The sequence below is a fragment of the Variovorax paradoxus genome (genome assembly GCF_024734665.1).
GTDB lineage: Bacteria > Pseudomonadota > Gammaproteobacteria > Burkholderiales > Burkholderiaceae_C > Variovorax.
On the sequence record NZ_CP102931.1, the window covers coordinates 4,214,708 to 4,238,813 of the forward strand.

General features: G+C 64.9%; 20 protein-coding genes. 14 read left to right on the forward strand and 6 right to left on the reverse strand.

The window, feature by feature from the left end:
* Nucleotides 1-36 precede the first annotated feature (36 nt).
* The 4 genes from NWF24_RS19920 to NWF24_RS19935 all read right to left on the reverse strand — a co-directional run bounded on the left by NWF24_RS19920 (nt 37) and on the right by NWF24_RS19935 (nt 6,019).
* Complete coding sequence (locus NWF24_RS19920; RefSeq protein WP_258350029.1) at nt 37-1,509, reverse strand: HlyD family type I secretion periplasmic adaptor subunit; 1,473 nt, start codon at nt 1,507-1,509, stop codon at nt 37-39.
* Nucleotides 1,506-3,755 carry a type I secretion system permease/ATPase gene (locus tag NWF24_RS19925; RefSeq protein WP_258350030.1) on the reverse strand — a complete coding sequence of 750 codons (2,250 nt, stop codon included), beginning with the start codon at nt 3,753-3,755 and terminating at the stop codon, nt 1,506-1,508. The genes NWF24_RS19920 and NWF24_RS19925 overlap by 4 nt, the downstream gene beginning before the upstream one ends.
* 382 nt (nt 3,756-4,137) lie before the next feature.
* Complete coding sequence (locus tag NWF24_RS19930) at nt 4,138-4,962, reverse strand: YihY family inner membrane protein (protein WP_258350031.1); 825 nt, start codon at nt 4,960-4,962, stop codon at nt 4,138-4,140.
* Nucleotides 4,963-5,053: 91 nt separating this feature from the next.
* Nucleotides 5,054-6,019, reverse strand: coding sequence for a LysR family transcriptional regulator (locus tag NWF24_RS19935; protein ID WP_258350032.1), 966 nt, complete (start codon nt 6,017-6,019; stop codon nt 5,054-5,056).
* Nucleotides 6,020-6,162: 143 nt separating this feature from the next.
* Between NWF24_RS19935 and NWF24_RS19940 the strand changes: the two genes are divergently transcribed.
* The 4 genes from NWF24_RS19940 (at nt 6,163) to NWF24_RS19955 (ending at nt 9,606) form a co-directional block, all read left to right on the forward strand.
* Nucleotides 6,163-6,978 (forward strand): SDR family oxidoreductase, encoded by an 816-nt coding sequence (locus NWF24_RS19940; RefSeq protein WP_258350033.1) that lies wholly within the window; start codon nt 6,163-6,165, stop codon nt 6,976-6,978.
* A gap of 113 nt (nt 6,979-7,091) precedes the next feature.
* A complete protein-coding gene (locus tag NWF24_RS19945) occupies nt 7,092-7,847 on the forward strand; it encodes an SDR family oxidoreductase (protein WP_258350034.1) in 756 nt (251 codons plus the stop codon).
* A 104-nt stretch (nt 7,848-7,951) separates the two neighbouring features.
* The gene (locus NWF24_RS19950; protein WP_258350035.1) at nt 7,952-8,602 is read left to right on the forward strand and encodes a DsbA family oxidoreductase; all 651 of its coding nucleotides are present in this window, start codon (nt 7,952-7,954) and stop codon (nt 8,600-8,602) included.
* 104 nt (nt 8,603-8,706) lie between these two features.
* Nucleotides 8,707-9,606, forward strand: coding sequence for an oxidoreductase (locus tag NWF24_RS19955; protein WP_258350036.1), 900 nt, complete (start codon nt 8,707-8,709; stop codon nt 9,604-9,606).
* A gap of 214 nt (nt 9,607-9,820) precedes the next feature.
* Here NWF24_RS19955 and NWF24_RS19960 read toward each other — a convergent pair whose 3' ends face one another.
* Nucleotides 9,821-11,017: an alpha/beta hydrolase gene (locus NWF24_RS19960; protein ID WP_258350037.1), complete on the reverse strand. Its 1,197-nt coding sequence runs from the start codon at nt 11,015-11,017 to the stop codon at nt 9,821-9,823.
* Nucleotides 11,018-11,197: 180 nt separating this feature from the next.
* On the opposite strand from NWF24_RS19960, the gene NWF24_RS34280 reads away from it, so the two are divergent.
* The 10 genes from NWF24_RS34280 (at nt 11,198) to NWF24_RS20015 (ending at nt 23,745) form a co-directional block, all read left to right on the forward strand.
* Nucleotides 11,198-12,955, forward strand: a complete 1,758-nt coding sequence (locus tag NWF24_RS34280; protein ID WP_375338397.1) for a TauD/TfdA family dioxygenase — start codon at nt 11,198-11,200, stop codon at nt 12,953-12,955.
* A gap of 55 nt (nt 12,956-13,010) precedes the next feature.
* The gene (locus tag NWF24_RS19975; protein WP_258350038.1) at nt 13,011-14,381 is read left to right on the forward strand and encodes an LLM class flavin-dependent oxidoreductase; all 1,371 of its coding nucleotides are present in this window, start codon (nt 13,011-13,013) and stop codon (nt 14,379-14,381) included.
* Nucleotides 14,378-15,559: an SfnB family sulfur acquisition oxidoreductase gene (locus NWF24_RS19980; protein WP_258350039.1), complete on the forward strand. Its 1,182-nt coding sequence runs from the start codon at nt 14,378-14,380 to the stop codon at nt 15,557-15,559. Before NWF24_RS19975 ends, NWF24_RS19980 begins: the two co-directional genes overlap by 4 nt.
* Before the next feature lie 32 nt (nt 15,560-15,591).
* Complete coding sequence (locus tag NWF24_RS19985) at nt 15,592-17,199, forward strand: ABC transporter substrate-binding protein (RefSeq protein ID WP_258350040.1); 1,608 nt, start codon at nt 15,592-15,594, stop codon at nt 17,197-17,199.
* Between the two features lie 8 nt (nt 17,200-17,207).
* On the forward strand, nt 17,208-18,239 hold the full coding sequence (locus NWF24_RS19990) for an ABC transporter permease (protein WP_258350041.1): 1,032 nt from the start codon (nt 17,208-17,210) through the stop codon (nt 18,237-18,239).
* Nucleotides 18,236-19,072, forward strand: a complete 837-nt coding sequence (locus NWF24_RS19995) for an ABC transporter permease (RefSeq protein WP_258350042.1) — start codon at nt 18,236-18,238, stop codon at nt 19,070-19,072. The genes NWF24_RS19990 and NWF24_RS19995 overlap by 4 nt, the downstream gene beginning before the upstream one ends.
* Nucleotides 19,069-20,091: an ABC transporter ATP-binding protein gene (locus tag NWF24_RS20000; protein WP_258350043.1), complete on the forward strand. Its 1,023-nt coding sequence runs from the start codon at nt 19,069-19,071 to the stop codon at nt 20,089-20,091. Before NWF24_RS19995 ends, NWF24_RS20000 begins: the two co-directional genes overlap by 4 nt.
* Nucleotides 20,088-20,939, forward strand: a complete 852-nt coding sequence (locus NWF24_RS20005) for an NADPH-dependent oxidoreductase (RefSeq protein WP_258350044.1) — start codon at nt 20,088-20,090, stop codon at nt 20,937-20,939. The genes NWF24_RS20000 and NWF24_RS20005 overlap by 4 nt, the downstream gene beginning before the upstream one ends.
* A gap of 10 nt (nt 20,940-20,949) precedes the next feature.
* Entirely contained in the window at nt 20,950-21,780 is an 831-nt protein-coding gene (locus NWF24_RS20010; protein WP_258350045.1) for an ABC transporter ATP-binding protein, read from the forward strand.
* A gap of 699 nt (nt 21,781-22,479) precedes the next feature.
* Nucleotides 22,480-23,745: a hypothetical protein gene (locus tag NWF24_RS20015; protein WP_258350046.1), complete on the forward strand. Its 1,266-nt coding sequence runs from the start codon at nt 22,480-22,482 to the stop codon at nt 23,743-23,745.
* 26 nt (nt 23,746-23,771) lie between these two features.
* Here the strand turns inward: NWF24_RS20015 and NWF24_RS20020 are convergent, their stop codons facing one another.
* On the reverse strand, nt 23,772-23,957 hold the full coding sequence (locus tag NWF24_RS20020) for a hypothetical protein (protein WP_258350047.1): 186 nt from the start codon (nt 23,955-23,957) through the stop codon (nt 23,772-23,774).
* Between the last annotated feature and the right edge of the window lie 149 nt (nt 23,958-24,106).

Here is a 24,106-nt window from a genome sequence, read left to right on the forward strand (position 1 = left end):
GTTTTCTCACCGGGAAGAACGAGCTGCCCGCCCGACCTATCGCTCCCTCAGGCTCTCCGTTGTTGCTCTCTGAACAGGACTGAGCAGGAACTCAATAACTCTTCGCTTGCCCGTCTTGATCTCGGCCGTGAGGTTCATCCCCGGGCTCAGCTTGATCGGCTTGCCATCCACATCGATGGTGGTGCTGCTCAGGTTTAGCGTCACCGGAAAGATCGCCCCGCGCTTCTCGTCGTTCACCGCATCCGCCGTCACCGTCTTCACCGTGGCATTGACTGTCCCGTAGCGCGTGTACGGAAACGTCTCCAGCTTGATCGCCGCTTCCTGCGTCGGGCTCACGAAGCCGATGTCCTTGTTGTCCAGCGTCACCTCCGCCGTCACCTGCGCCCCGTCGGGCACGATCACCATCAGGGGTTGCGCCTCCGTGACCACCCCGCCTTCGGTGTGCGCGGCAAGCTGCTGCACCGTGCCTGCCACAGGGGCCTTCAACGTGGTGAGCCGCTCTCGCTGACCCGCCTTGGCCAGATCCTGCGTGCCTTGCTGTCGCTTGAGTTCAGCCGCGCCTTCTCGTGTTCTCAGGCTGTGCTTTGTTTCCGCGATGAATGCGACCCTCGTGTTTTCGCTCTCGCGCAGCGAGGCGTTGGCCTCCGCCAGTCTCGCTCGCTGCGTGGCCAGATCCCGCTCCATCTCGATGCGTTCCCTTGTGCGGTCCTGGTTCGCATGGCTGGACATGAAGCCCTGATCGGCCAATTGACGGAAGTCGGCTTCTCTTTGTTTTGCGATGGGGAGCGTGGTCTCCAGTTTGGTGACCACCTCCCGCGCAGTCGCGATCTCGGCCTGGCGGCGGTTGATCTCCGCGGCCGCCTTGGCCAGCTTGGCCGTGATGTCGCTCCATTCGTCATTCAGCTCCGCGTGGGCCGAACTCAAGTCTTCATCGGACCAGCCGGAAGGAATGGCCTTGCCCAGATCTGGAGCGTGTGACTCAGCGGCGTTCAACGCCTTCAGGAGTGCCCGGGTGCGCATGACCTCGGACTGCATCGACTTCAGCTGGTCATTGACGCTCGTCCTGTCGGCCGTGGCCATCGTGGGATCGAGCTCGACAAGCGATTGGCCCGCCTCGACATGGTCTCCATCCCTGACCAGCACCCGCTTGACCACGCTCACCTCCAGCGGCTGGATGATCTTGGTGCGCTCGCTCACGATGATCTTGCCCGGCGCCACCGCCACGATGTCGACCTGCCCGAAGATGGCCCAGATCAATGCGATGAGGAACAAGGCGATCAGTGCATAGGCCAGCCGTCTTGGCGCTGGATGTACAGGTGTGTCCTGCAGGCTCAAGGCTGCTGGCAAGAAGGCCGCTTCATCAGACAAGCGCCTTGGCCCAGCCAGTTCATGGCGATGCTTCCAGGCTGCCTTGAAGATCGCGCCGTAACGCCCCAGCAACTCGAGGACGGGGTGCCGCACGCTCGGCGCATTGGCCGCAGGGGCGGTCGTGGAGACTTCTGGCGTCATACCACCGCTCCCGTGCCTGCTCCCGCCCCTTCGGTCGGGTGCCCACCGCCCTGCATGTTCCACAGGTACGCATAGATGCCCTTGGGCCGGGCGAGCAGACTCTCGTGCGTGCCGCCTTCGACGATCTTCCCCTTGTCCATCACGATGATGCGGTTGGCATGCCGCACTGCACTCAGCCGGTGGGCAATGATGAAGACCGTTCGCCCCTTGCAGATGTGCGCCATGTTGCGCTGCACGATGGCCTCGCTCTCGTAGTCCAGCGCGCTGGTGGCCTCATCGAAGATCAGGATGCGCGGATGGGTGAACAGGGCTCTGGCAATAGCAATGCGCTGGCGCTGCCCGCCCGAGAGGCTCGCGCCCTGCTCGCCGACCATGGTGTCGTAGCCCTCGGGCAATTCGCTGATGAACTCGTGGGCCCCAGCCAGTTGGGCCGCGTGAATCACCGCATCCAGCGGCGCGGCCGGATCGACGATGGCGATGTTCTCGCGCACGCTGCGGTTGAAGAGGGTGTTCTCCTGCAGCACCACGCCCACCTGCCTTCTGAGCTGCGCCGCATCGATCAGGCTGATGTCGATGCCGTCGACCAGCAATCTCCCCTGCTCAGGGGAATACAGCCGCTGGACGAGCTTGGTCAGCGTGCTCTTGCCGGAGCCCGAGCGCCCGACGATGCCGATGACTTCGCCGGGGCGCACATCCAGGCTGACGCCATTGAGCACGGGCGCCGCTTCCGGGCGGTAGCGGAAGGTCAGGTTGTCCAGCGTCACGCGGCCCTTGAGGGCTGGCAGTTGAGCAGCGGTGCTGGGCGGGACTTCGGTGCGGGTATTGAGGATGTCCCCGAGCCGGGCCATGGAGATGCCGGTCTGCTGGAAGTCGGTCCACAGCTGGGCCATGCGCATGATGGGCTGGCTCACGCGCTGGGCGAACATGTTGAAGGCGACGAACTGGCCGACGGTGAGCTCGTTGTTCATCACCAGGTGTGCGCCATACCACAGGGTGGCAGCATTGACGAGCTTGCCGATGAGGTTGACGCCTTCGTGCGCCCAGCTCGCGAGGTTCTGGGTCCGGAAGCTGGCAGAGATGTAGGCGGCGAGCTGGTTGTCCCAGCGCCGCCCGAAGGCAGGCTCCAGCGCGGTGGCCTTGACGGTCTGGATGGCGCTGACGGTCTCCACCAGCATGGCCTGGTTCTCGGCGCCGCGCGCGAACTTCTCGTCCAGGCGCCGGCGCAAGATGGGCACCACGGCCAGGCTCAGGCCGAAGTACAGCGGCATGCTCGCGAGCACGATCAAAGTGAGGGGCACGCTGTAGAACAGCATGACGGCCACGAAGACGATGGAGAAGACGACGTCCAGCAGCACCGTCAAGGCGTTGCCGGTCAGGAAGCTGCGGATGTTCTCGAGTTCGCGCACACGGGCAACGGAATCGCCGACTCGCCTGGCCTGGAAGTAGGCCAGGGGCAATTGCACGAGGTGGCGAAACAGCCGTGCGCCGAGTTCGACGTCGATGCGGTTCGTCGTGTGGCTGAAGACGTAGCTGCGCAGGCCGTTCAGGAGCGACTCGAAGACGACGACGACCAAGAGGCCGATGACGAGCACGTCCAGCGTGGTCATGCCGCGGTGCACGAGCACCTTGTCCATGACGACCTGGAAGAACAGCGGGCTGACCAGCGCGAACAGCTGCAGGATGAAGGAGATGAAGAGCACCTCGCCGAGCAGCTTCCTGTGCTTGACGAGGCTGGGGATGAACCAGGAGAAGTCGAACTTGGCCAGGTCGCCCACCAAACTGGCACGACTGGTGATCAGGATGAGTTCGCCGCTCCAGTGCGCGGCGAAGACCTCCAGGGGTTCGATGACGGGGCGGCCGTTGGAGGCTGAAGGGTCTTGGAGCAGGACACGCTGAGCGTCGCACTGGACGAGGATGACGAAGCGCTCAGCACCATCTTCGCCTCGAAGCACCGCGAGTGCAGGCAGTGGCGTCAGCGACAGGCGATCAAGTGTGGTGCGGGAGGACTTGGCCTTCAGGCCCAGGTGCCTGGCTGCGCGCAGCAGCGTAGCGGTGTCGATCTGCTCGGAGGGAACAAGGCCCAACTGGTGCGACAGCAGCGACGCATCGGCTGCAATCTGGTGGAAGCGCGCGATAGTGCACAGCGCAATGAGAGACGGGTTCGCAGCGGCCCCGGCTTCAGGTGCTTTTTGCTGCGGCGCGCCTCCCTCCCCGTGCAGCTGCACGGCCGTCTCCACCACTCCCATGCTGGATCCCTCGAATGTTCTTTTGAAACATCAAGATACCTGAGTAGGATCTGACTGACAACCGCAATATTGCGACATACTTTTGAATTAACGAATTTTGATTAAATCCAAAAGAATTCAATTGCGATGTTTAAACAGTAGTACCGAGCCTCTTCAACTCGCAATCGCAAGCTATCTGCATGCTTATCCATTTCGCCATCTCGCTCGAAACGCCAGTCGACATAACGTGCGTGGCGCAGTTCAAAGATCAAGCAGTTGTGACGATGCAAATCTTGGGGCGTTGAGGCTGTGGGAATGCGCAGCTGACTTGGTAGATGAAGCAGTCGAGCATGCACCCAAAGGACAGAAGCCTTGAAGAACTCCGTCAGCCAAGGCTTGGCTGCTAGGCTCGAGCGGGCTTGCCTGCCGGTCGCCGTCGGGTGAGTGCCAAGTTGGCCGTCATCATGGCTGCGACCAGCGTGACCAACCACGAGAAGTACACCCATAGCAAGAACATGGGGAGAGCCGCGAACGCCCCATACAGTGCCTTGTACGTCGGCACCTTGACGAGGTAGGCGGTGAAGCCGCGCTTGCCGAGTTCGAAAGCCACGCTAGCGAGCAAGCCACCCGCGAAGGCGTCGCGCAACCGTACCTTGGTGTTCGGAACAAGGTAGAACATGCTCGTCAGTACAACTACGCCCAGCACGAGCGGCCCGAGGTCGAGCACGAATGCGAGCGAGAGTGGCAGCGCGCCGATCAGGCCCAGAGAAACGCCCAGCAAATACGACGTCGCCCACAGGCTCAGCCCCAGAATGGGTGGCCCGACGGCCAACATCAGCAGGTACAGGCCAACCCTCTTGAAGAACGGCCGATTCTTCCTGATCTTCCACATCTGGTTCAGCGCGTTCTCCACGGTGAGCAACATCGCGATGGCCGTGCCCAGCAAAAAAAGCGAACCGACCCAGGTCAGGCCGCTGGCGTTGGCGGCGAACTGGTTCAGGTACTTCAGCACTGTACGTGCGATGTCGGAGGGAAGCAGCCTGCTCAACAAGAACTCCTGAAGCGCATCCTTGAACCGCGTGAAGGCCGAGAATCGCGTGAGCAGCGCGAAGCTCGCTGCCAGCAGAGGCACGATGGACAGCAAGGTCGTGAACGCCAGGCTTCCGGCGACTTGGGGCAAACGCTCTTTTCTGGCACGGTCGATGGTCAAGCGGGTCAGGGCAAACATGTATCGCTGGGGGGAGGAGTCGAACGGTTTCGCGGACGCAGGGACCGCTGCCGCTGCAGGCGATTGTGATCAGTACACAGGATCGCTTCGGTCAGTCTGTGACATCACCCGGTTGAATCTGCGGTCTGAAACGGCCGGCGCGCGGCCGCCTTGCCTTCTTGGTCGTCGCCAGACTCTTCGCAAGATCGATGAAGGCCCGCAGCTTCGGCTGACTCTGCATCGCAGCCGGAAAATAAAGAAACAACCCGGCGTCGCGAGGGATGAACTCCTCGAACATCAGTTCAAGCTCGCCACGCTCGACTTCCTCCGCCACCTCCATCTCCCCCACGAAGGCGAGGCCAAGGCCGCGCTTCGCGAGCCGGACAGCCGCCAACCGGTCGTCGACGATCAACTGCTCGGGCATCCGGACCTTGATGGTCTTGCCGTTGCGTTCGAACTCCCAGACGTAGAGCGACCGGCTCGTCGGAAAGCGGTACAGGACCGCCTTGTGCCGCGGCAGGTCTTCAAGCCGCTTCGGTCGTCCGGCCTTCGCCAGATAAGCAGGGCTGGCGGCGATCGCCCAACGGTTCTCCGGCGTCAGGCGGATAGCGACCATGTCCCGGTCGATCGACTCGCCGAGCCTGACGCCGGCGTCGAAGCCTTCAGCGACGAGGTCCACGAGCGCATCGTTGAGCGAGATGTCGAGCTTGACCATGGGATACAGCTCCTGAAACCGCTCCAGGATGAGCTCGATCATGCGCTCCATGGCCACGTGCGGCACGGTAAGTCGTAGCGTGCCCGTCGGCACGAGTTGGGCCACGCTGAGGGCCTGCAGCGCGTCGCTGACCTCGTTGGCCGCGCGCTCCAGGCGCTGATAGAGTTCCGCCCCCGCCTCTGTCAGGCGGACGCGGCGCGTCGTGCGCTGGAACAGTTTGGTCTGATAGCGCGTCTCCAGCACCCGGATCGCCTTGCTCATCGCGGTCGGCGTCATGTCCAGCGCTTCGGCGGCAGGGGTAAAGCCACCGTGCCGCGCCACGGCCAGGAAATGGGTCAATCCGTCGAACAGGTCGCGCTTCATGCGATGACCATAGCTGATTCCTTTAATGGTTTGTGAACTTGAAGTTTAAAACCCTGGTCGCGTACTCACGATGATTTCTTCAATCAAGACGCCTAAATTCCAATCCATTCCACCGCACAACGTAGTGGTGCAAGGAGTTGGAAATGACGCAGACCGTTCTGATCACCGGCACATCGACCGGAATCGGCCGTGAGGCCGCCAAGCTGTTCCAGGCCAAAGGCTGGAACGTGCTCGCAACGATGCGGGCCCCGGAGAGCGAAATCGAACTGGGCAAGCTCGCCAATGTGCGGGTCTTGCGCCTCGACGTCACCGACGCGGCCAGCATTGCCGATGCCGTCGCGCACGGCATTCGCGACTTCGGTGGGATCGACGTGCTGGTCAACAACGCCGGTTTCGGCGCCTACGGGCCGCTGGAGGCCACTTCGCTCGACACGATCCGCAAGCAGTTCGACACCAACGTCATCGGCCTGTACGCCGTGACCAAGGTCGTGCTGCCGCACATGCGGGAACACAAGCGCGGCACGATCGTCAACATCAGCTCGGTGGGCGGCCGTCTCGCCTTCCCCCTGGGTTCCCTCTATCACGGCAGCAAATTCGCGGTCGAAGGCTTATCTGAGGCGCTCTTCTATGAACTCGCCGCGATCGGCATCCGCGTCAAGATCGTCGAACCGGGCATGACCCAGTCCGATTTCGGCGGGCGCTCCCTGGCCTTCAGCCATGACGCGTCGATCGCCGAGTACGGGCCGATCGTCAGCAACACCACGAACGGCTTCGCGGCCCTCAGCCAGGAGCCGGCCGAAGCAGCCGACGTGGCACGGACCATCTTCGATGCCGCGACCGACGACACGGCCCGCCTGCGCTACGCCACGGGCAAAGACGCGATCAAGCTGATCGACATGCGCCGCAACGACGACGACAGCGTCTTCCTTGCACGCATGCAGAAGACCTTCAGCCTCTGATCCACCGGGAGCGCGGGTTTCCGCCTCCCGATCAACGGACCGAATTCGAGCCGCCAGCGCCGCGGACGCCCAAGCTCACCCTCTCAATCCGCAAGCACCGAAAGGATAGAACCATGACCAAGATTGCACTCATCACCGGCTCAAGCCGAGGCCTCGGCCGCAGCATGGCCCTCAACCTCGCCCGCCACGGTAGTGGTGTTGTCGTGACCTACAACGGCAGCAAGGATGCGGCCGACGCGGTCATTGCCGAGATCACCGCCGCGGGCGGCAAGGCCGTCGCCCTTTCGCTCAATGTCGAGGACGTTGCAAGCTTCCCCGCGTTCGTCGAAGCGCTCAAGTCGGCGCTCGGCTCGACTTTCGGCCGCGATACGTTCAACCACCTCATTCACAACGCCGGCTATGGCGGATACAGCTTGATCCCGGACGTGACCGAAAACGCCTTCGACCGGATGGTGAACGTGCACTTCAAAGGGCCGTTCTTCCTCACTCAAGCGCTGCTGCCCGTGCTCGCCGACGGCGGCCGTATCGTGAACATTTCCACCGGCTTGACCCGTAACTCGGCGGCGGGCTTCTCGACCTACGCTGCGGCCAAGGGTGCGCTCGAGGTCCTGACTCGTTTCCAGGCGACCGAACTGGGCGCGCGCGGCATCACCGTCAACACCATCGCACCGGGTGCGATCGAAACCGACTTCAACGGCGGCGCGCTTCGCAATTCGCGGGACTTCCAAGCCTACTTCAAGAGCATCACCCCGCTCGCTCGGCTCGGCCAGCCGGACGATATCGGGGGATTGGTGGCGAGTTTCCTCTCTGACGGCAATCGCTGGATCAATGGCCAGCGCATCGAAGCTAGCGGTGGCGCCCTGATCTGAAACCCCTGAGGAGTGCGCCCTGGAGGCCCGCGTCGCGAAGCGAGATAGGCCTTCTACAAGCAAACTCGTTCCACTGGACGAGCACCATGAACGAAGAGTCTCCCATGACCAAGATGACCGTTGATTTCGTCTCCGATGTCTCGTGTCCTCACTGCCTGATGGGCCTGCTTGCGCTCGAGATCGCCCTCGGGTGGACCAGCGACGTGGTCGAGCCTCAGTTCCGCTTTCACCCGTATCAGCTGAATCCGAGCATGCCGCCCGAAGGCGAGAGCCTTGCGGCCAACCTGAACCGCAAGTTCGGCGTTTCGGCTGCAGATGTCCGCAACGGCTGCGCTCAAGGAACCCAGCGCGTGGCGGCGCTCGGCTTCACGATGAACTACAGCGATGCCTCGGACATCTACAACACCCACGACGCCCATCGCCTGCTGCATTGGGTGGGGCTCCAGGGCCGCCAGTTGGAACTGAAACGCGTGCTCTTCGTCGCCTATTTCTCAAAGGGGCTCAATCCCTCGGACCACGGCGTTCTGATCGACGCCTCCGCCGAGGCAGGCCTCGATGCCCAGGCAGCTCGCGAGGTCCTTTGGAGCGGGCGATATGACGAAGACGTTCGCGCGGACGAGCAGCTCTGGCGGAGCCGTGGCGTAAACGGTGTCCCTTTCATCATGATCAATGGCAGCCATGCGATCAGCGGCTCGCAGTCGCCCCAACAGTACGAGAGCACGTTAAGGCAGCTTGCGTCTGAGAGGGCCGCCTGACATGCCCCACTGCGATTCACAACCCCTCATACCCCGCGCCGGCGTCATTCAAGCGACCGCCGCATCGGCTTACTAGCACCCAATCAACAGAAAGAGATATCGCAATGGGCTTTACCGAACAGAACCTGGGCAATCAGTCTGGAAAGACCTTCGCCATCACGGGCGCCAACACCGGCCTCGGCTTTCAGACGGCGCGCGCCTTGGCCATGAAGGGTGGGAAGGTCCTCTTGATGTGCCGCTCCGAGCCTCTTGCGCGGGCCGCAATGGACGCCATCCGGAAGCACGCACCCAGGGCCGACCTGAAGTTCGTGCAACTGGACTTGGCGGACCTGGACTCCGTTGCCACGGCGACCGATATCCTGTTGCGCGAACCGAAGATCGACGTGCTGATCAACAACGCAGGGCTGATGGTTCCGCCACTGCAGCGAACCCGTCAGGGCTTCGAAAGCCAGATGGGGGTGAATCACTTCGGGCACTTCGCCCTCACCGGCCGATTGCTGCCCAAGTTGATGATCGACGGCACGCGAATCGTGGTCCTGTCCTCCGTCGCGCACAAGAAGGGCTTGATCAACTTCGAAGACATCAACGCCCACAAGCACTACGACGCCTCCAAGCAGTACGCGTCGAGCAAGCTCGCCAACCTGGTCTTTGCCCTGGATCTGAACGCCCGACTGGCCACCCAGGGCACCAAGGTGATCTGCGTTGCCGCCCACCCGGGCCTGGCGGATACAGAGCTGAGCCGTTATCTACCCAAGTGGGTGAAGATCTTTCTCCCAGTGCTGCGTCCCCTGGTCAACAGTGCTGCCAGCGGTGCGTGGCCAACGCTGCTGGCCGCCACGGACGAGCGCGCACGGGGCGGGGAGTACTACGGGCCTTCGCGGAGGGGGGAGACCGCGGGACCCGCAACCCATGCTCACATCGATGAGCGTGCGAAGGACCCCGATGTCGCCAAACGGCTCTGGGACCTTTCTATCGAGATGACGAAAGTAAAGCCGCCCCTGTGAGCGCACATCCCTGATCGCCGCCCCGTCGACAGGTTGTTCGATGATGCCAGCACGATCCCGCGCCTACCGCATCGAGTTTTCACACAGCCTCGGCCCCATCGCGGACATCGTCTTCGAGAACCAGCCGTGCATCGAAACCTGATCGACTCACAACGGTGCAACGGACACTGGCCAACGCAATCGCGATTTCCCACAAAAAGCCGAAGGACGGCTCTCAGTTGTTGACAATGATCCGCCAGCAACTTTCCTTAGTGTTCCCGGAATCCGTGACTATGCAATCGGCGCGGTGGTCCACGCGGTTGCCGAAATAAGCTTTGTCCGACGAAAGGTTCCTAGAGATAAGGTCGCCGATCTCATCGAGCAATGGAGAAAATTCAGCGAAATAACTATGCCCCAGTTCCAGAAGGCCCGTCTTTGCCACGACTTCGACGGTGTCGATGCGGTCGATCTTGGCGAATCCTGGCGGTGCCCCGACACGGTCCATATCATGAACTTTCCGGGAGAAGTGCACCGGCTTGTCCTTCTTGGATACGTATAGCGTCGTCCGTTCGGAAATGTACGGATATGCACTAGCCATGTCTTGGAACAGATCGGCGTCCACATCGGGCGCAGCAAGGATCACCTGGCCAAATCGAAGCTTGTCCTGCAGCCGTGCGGCCACGCGCAACAAGGCGCGGTTACCCATACTGTGGGCAATAACATGGATTGGCTGACTATCGCCAACTTCCTCCCGCAGGCGCACCAAAAACTGCGCGAGATATTTCTCGCTGTACTCGATGGTGGCTTCGTCCGCAGTGTAGGCCAGCGTCTTGCTCCTGGAGGGCCAACTGAAGAAGGCGGGTACCCCTTGCAAGTTGAGGTCCGCCCATAGCTGCGCCGTGCGCAAGGCTGCATCCGCGAAGCTGTTGTTGTAGCCATGGATGAAGACCAGGACGACCTTCTGCTTGTTGTCGATTTGCTTCAGCGTGGAGGTTAAGTCGCCCCAGTAAGCCTCTTCGCTCAGTCGCTGCGCGTGAGTGAAGATCAAAGGCGCGTCCTTGTCGGGCTGGAACCGTGAATAGCTTCCGAGCGAGCCGCGCTCGTGACTGGCCGGTATCAAGACTTCGCACACGCCAAAGTTCAACTTTCGGTCCCGATCGGAGCCATAAGGATCGAAGCGAACAAAAGGCTCCGTCTCTTTGCGGTTCGTTCCGTACCAGAGCTTGACATTCTTGCCTACCGCCTTCGGGGTCGTGACTGTAGGGGATGGAGGTGCGACAACAGGGACGGGCGCATGCCGCGGAGGTGGCGATGCAGCCACAACGGCTGGCGGGGGTGCGAGCACCGGTGGCGGGCTTTGCAGCGCGCACCCCGAGAACAATGCGCAAAGCATCGCGAGAGCGGCTTCGCAACGACCGTTTTTCATTTTCATCCCTCCATCGGCGCAATGCCGCTCCTCAATGGGCGCCATGCCATCGGTCTATCGTGCCCTGGAGTGAGTTATACCTACTATTGGTCGGCCTGTCCTCTATCTAAGAAAGGCTGGTGCTTTGCAAACGCGCGGTAAGGGGCCAGCAACCCCAACTTGAGAACTGAAGCCAAGCCGGAGACCATGCTGTCCACTAAGTTAGTTGGACATCATCAATGGACGTCAATCCGAAGCAACGGCGCCGTCACAGCGCAGAATTCAAGGCACAGGTTCTCGCCACCCGCAGCAGCCAGCCATGCCTATCTCGAGCAGCAAGGCGTTCTGTCGATCGCCGCCACGCATTCGCAGGCACGCTATGCGCTGCCTCGGGCCGTGCAGGACTTCCGCCAGCGCTTTCCCGACGTTCGGCTGCACATTCACCAGGGCTCGCCCCGGCAGATCGCCCAGATGCTGCAGGACGGCGAGGCCAACGTGAGCATCGCCACCGAGGCATTGGCCGACCATGCCCAGCTGTTGGCGCTGTCGTGCCGATGTTGGCCGCACGCCGTCATCGCACCCGCCTCGCACCCGCTGTTCCGGCTGCATGGCCCGCTCACCCTGGAACGACTCGCGGCCTGGCCGCTCATCACCTATGACAACGGCCTGACCGGACGCTCTCGCATCGACGAAGCCTTCGCGCGGCAGAGCCTTGCGCCGGAGATCGTGCTCGCCGCCATGGACGCGGATGTCATCAAGACCTACGTGGCGCTAGGTATGGGCGTGAGCATCGTGGCCGACCTCGCCTGCGACACCGAGCGCGATGTTGACCTGGGAACGATCGATGCAGGCCACCTGTTCGGCACGCACCAGACCAAGCTCGCGATCCGCCGCGGCGGCGAACGACGCCGAATAACCGCCGCCAGGGTCCAAGCGAGGTTTGCGCATAAGCACATGCGTAATAGGCGCATGCGGCGGACGCGAACTTTTCTAGCATCGAGGCACTGCATTGCGCCCCGAGACGCCATTCCCATGTCCCTGTCGACCGACACCCTCGCCCCACCCTCGCCGCACGTCGCGCCCTCCAACGGGAACGGGCTTCCTCCGGAGGTCTTCCGCATCGCGCCCATAGACGCTGCGCTGGGTGCCGAAGTGACGGGCCTCGACGCCACGCGCCCACTGCGCGCCGAACAGGTGCTGGCGCTCAAGCAGGCACTGCTCGAACGACACGTGCTGGTCTTCAAGCGCCAGCAGATCGACGACGCGCAGCTCGAGCGCCTCGCCAGCTACTTCGGCAGCGTGTTCCGTCCGCCCGCCAACGTGCCGGTGCTCGGCTCCGACCCGTACGGCGGCAACACCCCGGACATCGTGCACGTGTCGAACCTCGAAGGCGGTGTGCTCGGGCACGACGAACTGGCCGCTCATGCCGACCACCACTGGACACCGGTGCCCTCGTCGGGCTCCCTGCTCTACGGCATCGAGGTGCCGTCCGAAGGCGGCGACACGACCTGGTTCAACCTCGCGGCCGCCTGGGACACGCTCGACACCGGAACGCAGCGCGAGATCGCGGACCTCCAGCTCATCACCTACAACCCCTTCCTGCGCAAGCTCAAGCCGCTGGCCACCGGTTTCCCGCTCTACCGCACGCCCGACATCGAGCCGCTCACGCCCTTCGAAGTGCACCCGCTGGTGCGCACGCACCCGGACAGCGGCCGCCGCATCCTGCACCTGGGAGAAAAGACCGAGGTCGAGATCGTCGGCGTCGATCCGCAGTACGGCGCGGCGCTCGTCGCCCGGCTTCGCAAGCACCTGCTGCAGTCGCGCTTCGCGTACACGCACCGCTGGTCGGTGGGCGACATCGTCTACTGGGACAACCAGGCCACGCTGCACGCGCGCAGCGCCTTCGACAACGGCGAGCGCCGCCTGCTCAAGCGCATCAGCCTTTCAGGCAGCCGCCCCTACTGAACGAAGCAGCACCGAATGCGCGCCGGCCCGCAAGGGCTTACGCGCCGAACCTTTCATGGCCTCCCGCCGCCCCATCTTGCTGAACGCGTTCGACATGAACACGGTCGGCCACATCTCGCACGGCCTGTGGCGCCACCCGCGCGACCGCTCCACCGAGTACAAGCGCCTGCCCTACTGGCTCGAACTGGCGCGCACGCTGGAGCGCGGCCTGTTCGATGGCTTGTTCCTTGCGGACGTCACGGGCGTCTACGACGTGTGGGGCGGCAACGCCGACGCGGCGCTGCGCGACGCCATCCAGCTTCCGATCAACGACCCCTCCGTGCTGGTCGGCGCCATGGCGAGCGTGACCCGGCAACTGGGCTTCGGCATCACCGCCACGATCGCCGCCGAAACGCCGCATGCGTTCGCACGGCGCATGTCCACGCTCGACCACCTGAGCGAAGGCCGCATCGGCTGGAACATCGTCACGGGCTTTCTCGACAGCTCGGCACGTGCGCGCGGCGACACGGCCACCGCGGGCCACGACCAGCGCTACGACCGTGCCGACGAATTCATGTCGCTGGTCTACCAACTGTGGGAATCGAGCTGGGACGACGACGCGGTGATTGCCGACCGTGCGCGCGGCATCTACACCGACCCTGCAAAGGTGCGCCCGATCCGCCACGAGGGCGAGTTCTACAGGCTCGACGCGGTGCATCCCTGCGAACCTTCGCCGCAGCGCACGCCGCTGCTGTTCCAGGCCGGCGCCTCCGCGCGCGGCACCGCTTTCGCGGCACGCCATGCCGAGGTGGTCTTCGTGCCCAACCAGGGCCTGCAGGCGACCGCCGCAGTCGTGCAAAAGCTGCGAGCCGCGATGGCCGAGGCCGGACGCCCCCCCGCGGACGCGCGCTTCGTCACCACCTTGCAGGTGGTGGTCGGCCGCACTGAAAGCGAAGCGCGCGAACGCCATGAAGACTATCGCCGCTATGCCCGGCCCGAAGCCGGGCTGGTGCAGTTCTCGAGCGCCATCGGCGTCGACCTTTCCCGTCACGGCCTGGACGACCCCGTGACCGGCGGCAGCGCGGATGCGATCCAGAGTTCGGTCGCCTCGCTGCAGCGGCAAAGCGCCGCCCCCACCGTGCGCCAGTTGCTGGCACAGATGCCGCTCGGCGGGCGGCACACGCCCGTGGTCGGCACGCCGGCGCAGATCGCCGACGAGATCGAGGCCTGGGTCGACGAAGCGGGCGTGGACGGGTTCAACCTCGTGCGCACCGTCAGCCCCGAGGGCCTGGAGGATTTCGTCGAACTGGTCGTGCCCGAACTGCAGCGCCGCGGCCTGCACAAGCGCGCCTATGCCGAAGGCAGCTGGCGCGAAAAGATCTTCGGGCGCGCGCGCGTGCGCCCGCCCGCCGTCCATGCGGCACGACAGCCTCACGCCACCCCATGACCGCCCACCTGATCAAGACCGATGCCGAAGCCATCTCCGTGGCTCGCGCACTGGCAGCCGAGTTCGCGCCGACCGCCTCCGAACGCGACCGCGAACGGCGGCTTCCGCACGAGGAAGTCGAGCGCTTCTCGGCCAGTGGCCTGTGGGGCATCACAGTGCCGCGCGCCTTCGGTGGCGCGGCGGTGTCGCACGTCACGCTGGCTGAAGTGATCGCGCTGATCTCCGAAGCCGACCCGGCGCTCGGCCAAATTCCGCAGAACCACCATTGCCTGGTCGATGCGGTGCGGCTGATCGGCAGTCCCGCGCAGCAAGACCTCTTCTTTCGCGAGGCGCTGGAAGGCAAGCGCTTCGGCAACGCGGTGTCGGAAAGCGGCACGCCCAATGCCAAGGTGGTCACCGCGCGCCTGAGCAAAGGCGCCAACGGGCTTCGCCTGGATGGGCGCAAGTTCTATTGCACTGGCGCGCTGTTCGCCCACTGGGTGCCGGTGGCCGCGAAAGACGAGGAAGACCGACAGGTGCTGGTGTACGTGCGGCGCGACGCGCCTGGCCTGCAGGTGCTGGACGACTGGAGCGGCTTTGGCCAGCGCACCACCGCCAGCGGCACCGTGACGGCGCAGAACGTGGCCGTGGAGGCACTGCAGGTGTTGCCGCGCGCGCAGCTGTTCGATCCGCCGACGATTCACGGCCCCTTCGCGCAGATTCTTCATGCGGCCATCGATCTGGGCATCGGCCGTGCGGCCATGGCCGACCTGCGCTCGTGGGTGCGCGACCGCGCACGCCCCTGGCCCGACAGCGGCGTGGCGCGGGCCGCGGACGACCCGCTCACACTGGCCAAGCTTGGCGAACTGGTCATTCAGCAGCATGCCGCCGAGGCCCTGCTGGAGCGCAGCGGCCGCTACCTCGACGAGGCCCGCGAGCACAGCACGCCCGAGCGCGTGACCGAGGCTTCCATTGCCGTGGCCGAGGCCAAGGTGGTCACGACCGAATTCGCGCTGCGCGCGGCCACCACGCTGATCGAACTCGGCGGCACGCAGGCCACGCTCGCCGAACACAACCTCGACCGCCATTGGCGCAATGCGCGCACGCACACCGTGCACGACCCGGTGCGCTGGAAGCCGCACGCCATCGGCAACCACTGGCTCAACGGCGCCACGCCGCAGCGCCACGCCTCGCTGTGAGGCGCCCGCTCCTTCTTCAAGAAAGCATCGCCATGGACCGTCGTCGCTTCATTCAACAAGGCGGTGCCGCCGCCTCGCTCGGCGGCATGGGCCTCGGCCTGCCCCTTGCCGCCCTCGCGCAGTCGCGCAAGGAAACGGTGCGCGTGCTGGCCGAGGGTGCGCCCAACTCGCAAGACCCGCACGGCGAAGGCGTGAGCCGCGAATCGCTCGGGCTTTTCACCAACGTGTACGACCGGCTGATCAACTTCGACCGGGTGCAGGTGTCGCCGGGAGTCTTCAAGTACGACTACGGGCGCTTTCGCGGCGAGCTGGCCGAAAGCTTCGAGCAGTCCGCGGACGGCCGCACGCTGACCTTCAGGCTGCGCCGCGACGCCACCTTCCACGACGGCCGCCCCGTCACCGCCAACGACGTGAAATGGTCGCTCGACCGCGCGGTCTCGCTGCCCGCCAGCAAACGGCAACTGGGAACCGGCTCGCTGGAGAACGCATCGCAGTTCAGCGCGGTGGACACGCACACCTTGCGCATCACGCTGCCGCGCGCCGACCGCTACACGCTGCCCAACCTGGCGCTGTCCTTCGCATCGGTGCTCAACTCCGAACTCGCCCGCTCGCACGCAACGGCGGCGGACCCCTGGGCCACCGACTGGGTGAGGGCCAACGCGGCCGGCGGCGGCGCCTACCGCGTCGAGAATTTCACGCCGGGCCAGCAGGTGATCTACGCGCGCTTCGACGGCTGGAAGAGCGGTGCGGCGCCGCAGGTGCGGCGCGCGGTGTTCCAGGTCGTGCCCTCCGCCTCGAACCGCGTGGCGGCGCTGCTCAAGGGCGATGCCGACGTGGCGCTGCAGCTGCCACCGAAAGACCTCGACGCGCTCACCGACACCACGCGCGCCAAGGTGATCTCGGTGCCCGTCACCACCAGCTTCCGCTTCGTGGCCTTCAACACGCAGGCCAAGCCTTTCGACGATGTGCGCGTGCGCCAGGCCATCGCCTATGCCCTGCCCTACACCTCGCTGCTGCGCGGCGCTAACCTGGGCCGTGGCGAGCCGCTGTACGGCGCGCAGTCGGCAAAGCCCGCGAGCAGCCGCTTTCCACAACCCTACCCGTACGAGACGCAGTTGCTGCGCGCGCGCGAACTGCTCGCGCAGGCCGGGCTGGCGAAGGGCTTCAAGACCAGCTTCAGCTACAGCGTGGGCGACGCCACGCTGGCGGAGCCGGCTGCGCTGCTGATTCAGGAGGCGCTGGGCAAGATCGGTATCGAGCTGTCCATCGAGAAGGTGCCAGGCGCGCAGTGGGGCACGCTGCAGACCGAGAAGAAACTGCCTTTCTTCATCGACAGTTCTTCGGCGTGGTTCAACGACCCCGACTACTTCTTCCGCATCTTCTTCCAGGGCGACTGGCGCTGGAACTTCGGCTCGTTCAAGAACGACGAGCTCGCGAAGCTGGTCGACCAGGCGCGTTGGGAAACCGACCGCGCCAGGTACGACCGCACCATCCGGCGCGCGATCGAGATCGCCTTCGAGCAGGTGCCGCTCGTTCCGCTGTGGCTGCCCTCCTTCGAGGCGGCGCTGCAACCCGACTTGCAGGGCTTCACGTACTACATCCACGGGCAGGTGGACTTCCGGCCCCTCACACGCGCATGACGGTGAGCGTGAGCACGGCCGCAAACTTCGCGGGGCGCATCGGCGCCCGGGTGCTGGCCGCCGTGCCGGTGCTGCTGGGTGCAGTCGTCTTCACCTTCCTTCTCACGCACGTGCTGCCCGGCGATCCGGCGGCGTTTCTCGCTTCGGGGCCGAGCGCGGGACCGGAAGAAATCGCGCAGATCCGCGCTCGCATGGGCCTCGACCAGCCGTTGCCAACGCAGCTGTGGCACTACCTCGTGGCGCTCGCGCAGGGCGACTGGGGGCAATCGCACACCACGGGGCAGCCGGTGTGGACCGACTTGCGCCAGCGCCTGCCCGCCACGCTCGAGCTGACCTTCATCGCCTTCGCACTGACGCTGGCGGTCGCGCTGCCGCTGGGTGCCGCCGCCGCGCTGCGGCCACGTTCGGCATGGGACCGCGCCTGCACCTTGCTCACGGTCGGCGGAAGCTGCATGCCGACCTTCGTCATCGCGCTGCTGCTGGTGTATGTCTTCTACTTCCTGCTCGGCTGGGCACCTGAGCCCACCGGGCGCATCGACGCCATGCTGGCGCCGCCGCCCATCGTCACGGGCTTCCTGCTGGTGGACGCCACGCTGGCGGGCCGCCCAGACGCGCTCGCTTCGGCCGCCGGGCGGCTCTTACTGCCGGCCGTGAGCATGGCCCTGTTCTCGCTCGCCCCCGTGGCGCGGCTCATGCGCGCCTCGATGCTCGGCGTGCTGCGCAGCGACCCCGTGCGCACGGCGCGCGCGCTCGGCCTGCCGCGCCGCGCGGTGCTGGCGAGCGCGCTACACCTGGCGCTGCTGCCGGTCGTCACCGGCGCGGGCATGGTGTTCTCGTACATGCTGAGCGCCAACGTGGTGATCGAAAAAGTGTTCGCCTGGCCCGGCATCGGCAGCTATGCGCTCGATGCGCTGCTGGCCTCCGACCACGCGCCGCTGCAAGGCTTCGTGCTGCTGGTGGCGCTGCTCTTCGTGGGCGTGAACCTGCTGGTCGATCTGCTGCACAGCCGGATCGATCCGCGCGCCGGGTCCGGAGCATGAAAGCGCGGCTGCCGCATGCCGACGCGGCTTCGGGCCTGCTGTTGCTCGCGCTGTTCCTGGCCGCCGCATTGCTCGGCCCCGCGCTGGCGCCTTTCGATCCGCTGGCCACCGATGTACTGAACCGCCTGCAGCCGCCCGGCGCCACGCACTGGTTCGGCACCGACGCGCTCGGGCGCGACCTGTTCTCGCGCGTGCTCGTCGCCACGCGGCTCGACCTGGGCATGGCCGCCGGGGCGGTCGTGCTGTCGCTGCTCGCGGGCAGCGCGCTGGGTGCGTGGTGCGGCTTTGTCAGCGGGCGGATCGACCGCTGGGTGGGTCGGTTGGTCGACGTGCTGATGGCCTTTCCGCTCTTCGTCGTGGCCATGGCGCTGGTCGCGGCCTGGGGCAACAGCGTGGCCAACATCGTCTATGCCACGGCGCTGATCAACCTGCCCTTCTACATCAGGCTCGCGCGGGGCGAAGTCAGCGTACGCCGCAGCGCCGGCTACGTACTGGCCGCGCTTCTGGGTGGCGCCAGCGCGCCGCGGCTGCTCTTCGGCGTGCTGCTGCCCCATGTGTTGCCGATGCTGGCGGTGCAGGGGTCGATCAATCTCGGCTGGGCGCTGCTGAATGGCGCGGGCCTGTCGTTCATCGGCCTGGGCGTGCGCCCGCCGACGGCGGAATGGGGCGTGCTCGTGAGCGAGGGGGCGCCCTACATCATCACTGGCCAGTGGTGGCTGGCCTTCTTCCCGGGGCTGGCGCTGTTCGCGGCCGTGGGCTGCTTCACGCTGCTGGGCGACGCGCTGCGCGACCTGCTCGATCCGCGTGGCGCGGCGGAGGCTGCACAGCCATGAGCAGCGCAGCGCCGATGCTGGAAGTCGATGGCCTGAGCCTGCGCTTTCGCACGCCCTCGGGCGTCCCGGTGAACGTGCTCGACAAGGTCGGCTTCACGCTGCAGGCCGGCGAGACGCTGGGGCTGGTCGGCGAAAGCGGCTCGGGCAAGTCCGTCACCGCGCTGGCGCTTGCCGGCCTTCTCGATGCGCGCGCGCAGGTGCAGGCCAAGCGGCTGCGCTTCCAGGGTCGCGACCTGCTGAGCAGCCAGGGCACCCCCAACGCTGCCGCACGGCAAGGGCTGCGCGGGCGCCGTATCGGCTTCGTGTTCCAGAGCCCGCGGCGCGCGCTGCATCCGCTGCGCACCGTCGGCGACCAGTTGCAGCAGGTGCTGCAGGTACACCTCGGCCTGAAAGCCGTCGCGGCACGGCAAAAGGCGCTCGCGTGGATCGAACGCGTGGGCCTGAGCGATCCGGCGCGCCGCTTCAAAGCCTATGCGCACGAGCTTTCCGGAGGACAGTGCCAGCGCGTGATGATCGCGTTGGCGCTGGCCGGCGATCCCGAGCTGCTGATCGCGGATGAGCCGACCACGGGCCTTGACGTGAGCACGCAGGCCCTCGTGCTCGACCTCATCGCCGAACTCGCGCGCGAGCGTCGCCTGGCGACATTGCTCATCACGCACGACCTGGCCTTGGCGGCGCAGCGTTGCGCGCGCATCGCGGTCATGCACGCCGGCCAGTTGGTGGAGACACTGCCGTCCGCCGGCCTGCGCGAAGGCGCGGCGCACCCGTACACGCGACAGCTGCTGCGCGCCACGCCGCAATCGGCGCCCACGCTCAACGCCTTGCGCAGCGTGGACGGCACGCTGCCGGACCTGACCCGCGCCGACCTGCCTGCCTGCCGCTTCGCCGAACGCTGCGAGAAGAGCGACGCACGTTGCCGCAGCCAGGCCGCCCCCTGGGCCCGCACGGGTGCGCAGCACGCGCTGGCGTGCTGGCACCCGGTGCATGTATTTCCCCAACCGCTTGCCCTTGCCGCATGACAGCCTCTCACATCACCCCGGACAACGCCCAAGGCTTTCGCGACCTCTGGCGCGCACGCTACGGCGACGGCATCGCGCCCGCGCCGCCAGCCGCGCCCAACCCGGTGCTGCAAAGCCTGCTCGCGCACCGCTCGGTGCGCACCTTCGACCCCGCGCCGCTGGATGAAGGAACTCTCGAATGGCTGATTGCTGCCGCGCAATCGGCGCCCAGTTCGTCGAACCTGCAGACCTGGAGCGTGATTGCCGTGGAAGACGCCGAGCGCAAGGCGCGTCTGGCGGAGTTCGCGGGCAACCAGGGCCACGTGCGCGAGGCACCGCTGGTGCTGGTCTGGCTCGCCGACCTCGCGCGACTGCGCGGCCTTGCGCAACAAGCGCAGGTGCCCATTGAGGGCGCGGAATACCTCGATTCCTCGCTGATGGGCGTGATCGATGCCGTGCTGGCGGCGCAGAACGCCGTCATCGCCGCGCAGTCCCTCGGCCTGGGCACGGTGTATCTCGGCGCCATCCGCAACCAGCCGGAGCGCGTGGCTGCGGAGCTCGGGCTTCCGCCCGGCGTCTTCGCAGTGGTGGGCCTGTGCGTGGGCCGACCCGATGCATCGCGGCCCGCGGCGGTGAAGCCTCGGCTGCCGCAAAGCGCCGTGCTGTCGCGCGAGCGCTATTCGCCTTCGGAAACGCAGCAGCACGTGCGCAGCTACGACGCGACCATGCAGTCGTTCTATGCCTCGCAAGGCATGCCCGTCGCGCGCTGGAGCGAGCATTCGCTGGCCCGCCTGCGCGGCCCCGAGCAGCTGAAGGGCCGCCACCGGCTGGTGGAAGCGCTCGAAGCACAGCGCATCGGCCTGCGCTGAACGCATTGCCATGTCTGACCTGCCCTTGCTGGACGTACGCGACCTGGTGGCGCGCTATCCCTTGCCGAGCTTGCCGTCATTCGGCGGCCTCGTGAAGCGACGGCGCTGGCTCCAGGCCGTCGACGGCGTGAGCTTCACGCTCGCGCGCGGCGAGGCGGTGGGCTTGGTCGGCGAATCGGGCTGCGGCAAGTCGACGCTGGTGTCGCTGCTGGCGCGGCTGAGCGACCCGTTCTCGGGGCGCATCGTGTTCGACGGCATCGAGCTCGCCGCACACCCCGCGGCACGTGCCGCACGGGCGCCGTGGCGAAGCCGCGTGCAGATGGTGTTCCAGGACCCGCACGACAGCCTCGATCCGCGCAGGACGGCCTTCGATGCCGTTGCCGATCCCATTCGCCGGCTGCTGGGTTTGAACGGCGACGCGTTGCGCCAGCGCGTGCTCGACGTGGCGCAGCGCGTGCAGCTCGGCACCGACCTGCTGCAGCGCCGCCCGCATGAGTTGTCGGGCGGGCAGGCCGCGCGCGTGGGCATTGCGCGCGCGCTGGGGCCCGGGCCGGAACTGCTGATCCTCGACGAGCCCACGGCGGCGCTCGACGTGTCGGTGCAGGCCGGCGTGCTGGCCCTGCTCGACCGGCTGCGCCGCGAGCTGGACCTGGGCATCGTGTTCGTTTCGCACGACCTCGGCGTGGTGCGCCTGCTGTGCGATCGCGTGCTGGTGATGCGCAAAGGCCGCATCGTCGACGAGGGCCCCGCGCGCGAACTGTTCGACCGGCCGCGCCACGAGTACACCGCTGCGCTGGCCGCAGCGATCCCGAGGTTTCCCGGCAGCCGGGCGCCTTCCTGACGCGGGATTCGCTCAGCGCTGTCACTGGCTTGGCGCCATGCCAGAAATCAAGTCGTTGCCCTTGTTGGCTTGATCAATCAACGATAACCGCAGGCACGTAAATGCCACATTACCGTTGCTTGGTCGTCGACGACATCGAGTCGCGAGGCTCGCCCCCATAGGCCATTGATCACGCGCCCCCTAGTCAACCTCACGCAAGACCTTTTCCGGGCAAGCCGCCGCATCAATCTGCAGCGGGTCTCGCCCTAGAGCTCGGCCGCACAGATAGGCGGCGCCCGGCCGGATTCCGCATTGGCTTCAGGTGACCGGCTCAGGCCTAGTGGTGGCACTGTCGTGCGTTGGCTTGTGCTCGCGCCCACCGCTGCGGGTCCGTGGTTTTCTACTTGTTTTCGGGTATGGGCTCACGCCTCCCTCCTGCCTACCATCGACGCCGACCCAAAGGCCACAAGGGATCGCGTCAATGGAACGGCAGGAACGACAGCTCGGCATCGCAACAGAGGACGTCACTTGGGGGTTTGCAGCAGAATTTTCGCCATCCTGATCGCAAGCCGCGGCGGCCTCCGTCTTGCCGATTCACCTACTGCTTCGCCCTTTCATGCGACCAGGCGCAGTGCAGCCCTTGGGTTGTGCAGACTGCAAGAATCCACAGGCGTGCACAGCACCAGACTTTTCTTAATACAGCAAAGGAGCCATCCATTCATGCTTTACGACCAGGCTGTTGCGATCGTGATGTGCGATCTCGGAGACAAGCCCGAACAGCGAGCAGCGCAAAGCGCACTCAAGAGCACCCTGATGACCGCCCACCGAATCGAACGTGATTTGAAAGCGGATCTTGAAGTGCTGAAGGACTCGATGATGCGATTCTGGCGCGACCGCAAGATCGATCCTGAACTCACACCGCATGAACAGAAATCCATCAAGCAGGACAACCAGGCGTTGAAGATACAACGGCGAGATTGGCTGCGACAGGTGTACGTTCCAAGTCTTCAACAGATCGGTTTGAGCATGAACAAGATCAAAGCGCTAATCAAGGAAAGCAGAGGTCTGTTCTACCTGAAAGACGACGGGATCTTTCTTGCCGACCATACGAAGCTCGCTGAGATCTACGTGGGCAACGCCGCGTTCGAGGAGAAGTCGGACGCAACAAACGGAGCGATTCGCCCGATCTATCAAAAGAAGGGAATTCTTCGCATCCGCATCGACAAGCGCGAAGCTACAGAATACATCAAGGATGATTTCGGTCGAATGACGCGCCGCTATGCCTATGTCGAGAAGAATTACGACGTATTCAAGCTAATTCTTGAGGCCGTCGATGGACTATCCGGCAAGAATGTAGGCGTTCTCGGCGTCCAGGAAAAACTTCACGGCAACGCATTTCGGATTGGCCCTGGAACCCTCAAGAAATGGGACCTGGGCGACAAGAAGGTCGGCACCAATCTCGACTTCCGGCAACTCGCTCACATCAACCAAGAAGAAGGCAGCACAGTCCAGCGGGCCCACCCACTGAGCTCCACGTCAAAGCATCTCCATGGCAATGAAGGCTACCGCTTCGGCCGACACGACGGGGTGAAGCTCAAGATCGATCTCGCAAAGATTCCGATTGGCAAGAGAACACGAGACCCGGCATCGATGGGGGTCACCGACCAAGCGCTGCTGAACCTCTATTCGTGGGACGCGCAGTACGGCAATCCCGACTTTCAGACTATCGGCGTTGCGACAAAGAACAAGACCGGGACCGTCGATACCAATGCTGACGTCATGAAGGCGCACTCTGACAACAGCACCGGAAAGAACAGAGAGTTGATGCTCCTACGGTTCCCACGCGACGCCATCGTACAAGTGCTTTGCCACGACGAGACCGCGATCAACGAGGTCAAGATGATGATGCAGGACGCACACCTCGGTCACGTAGCCGTCCTGCACGAAGCGCATGCAGCGCTTCACAACTCCGAACTCTACGAATAGCCGATTGCCAAGAAACGCAGCGCGGCCTACAGGCCCGGTCGGATGATGTTCAACACGTCGACCTTGCGAGTATCGATGGCGCGAACCTTCTCGGCATACTTCTCGATCTTCAGGGCGTTGCGCTTGGACTGCAGTCGCAGAGACTCCAGAATCTTTTCGTAGCCTCCCAGTTCCCCCGGATTCTCGGAAGGCCCGTAGTTGGCCGCCAGCAATTGCCAGCGAAGCCCCTTGCACCTAAATACTTGGTGGACACCATCGTCATGGACAAAAGGCGGCAACTCAAGACGGGATCACCGCGCGCTTACAAACCTTCTCTGCAACCATCCAGACAATCGGTCCGTAGAGCCGCTAATCAGCGCCG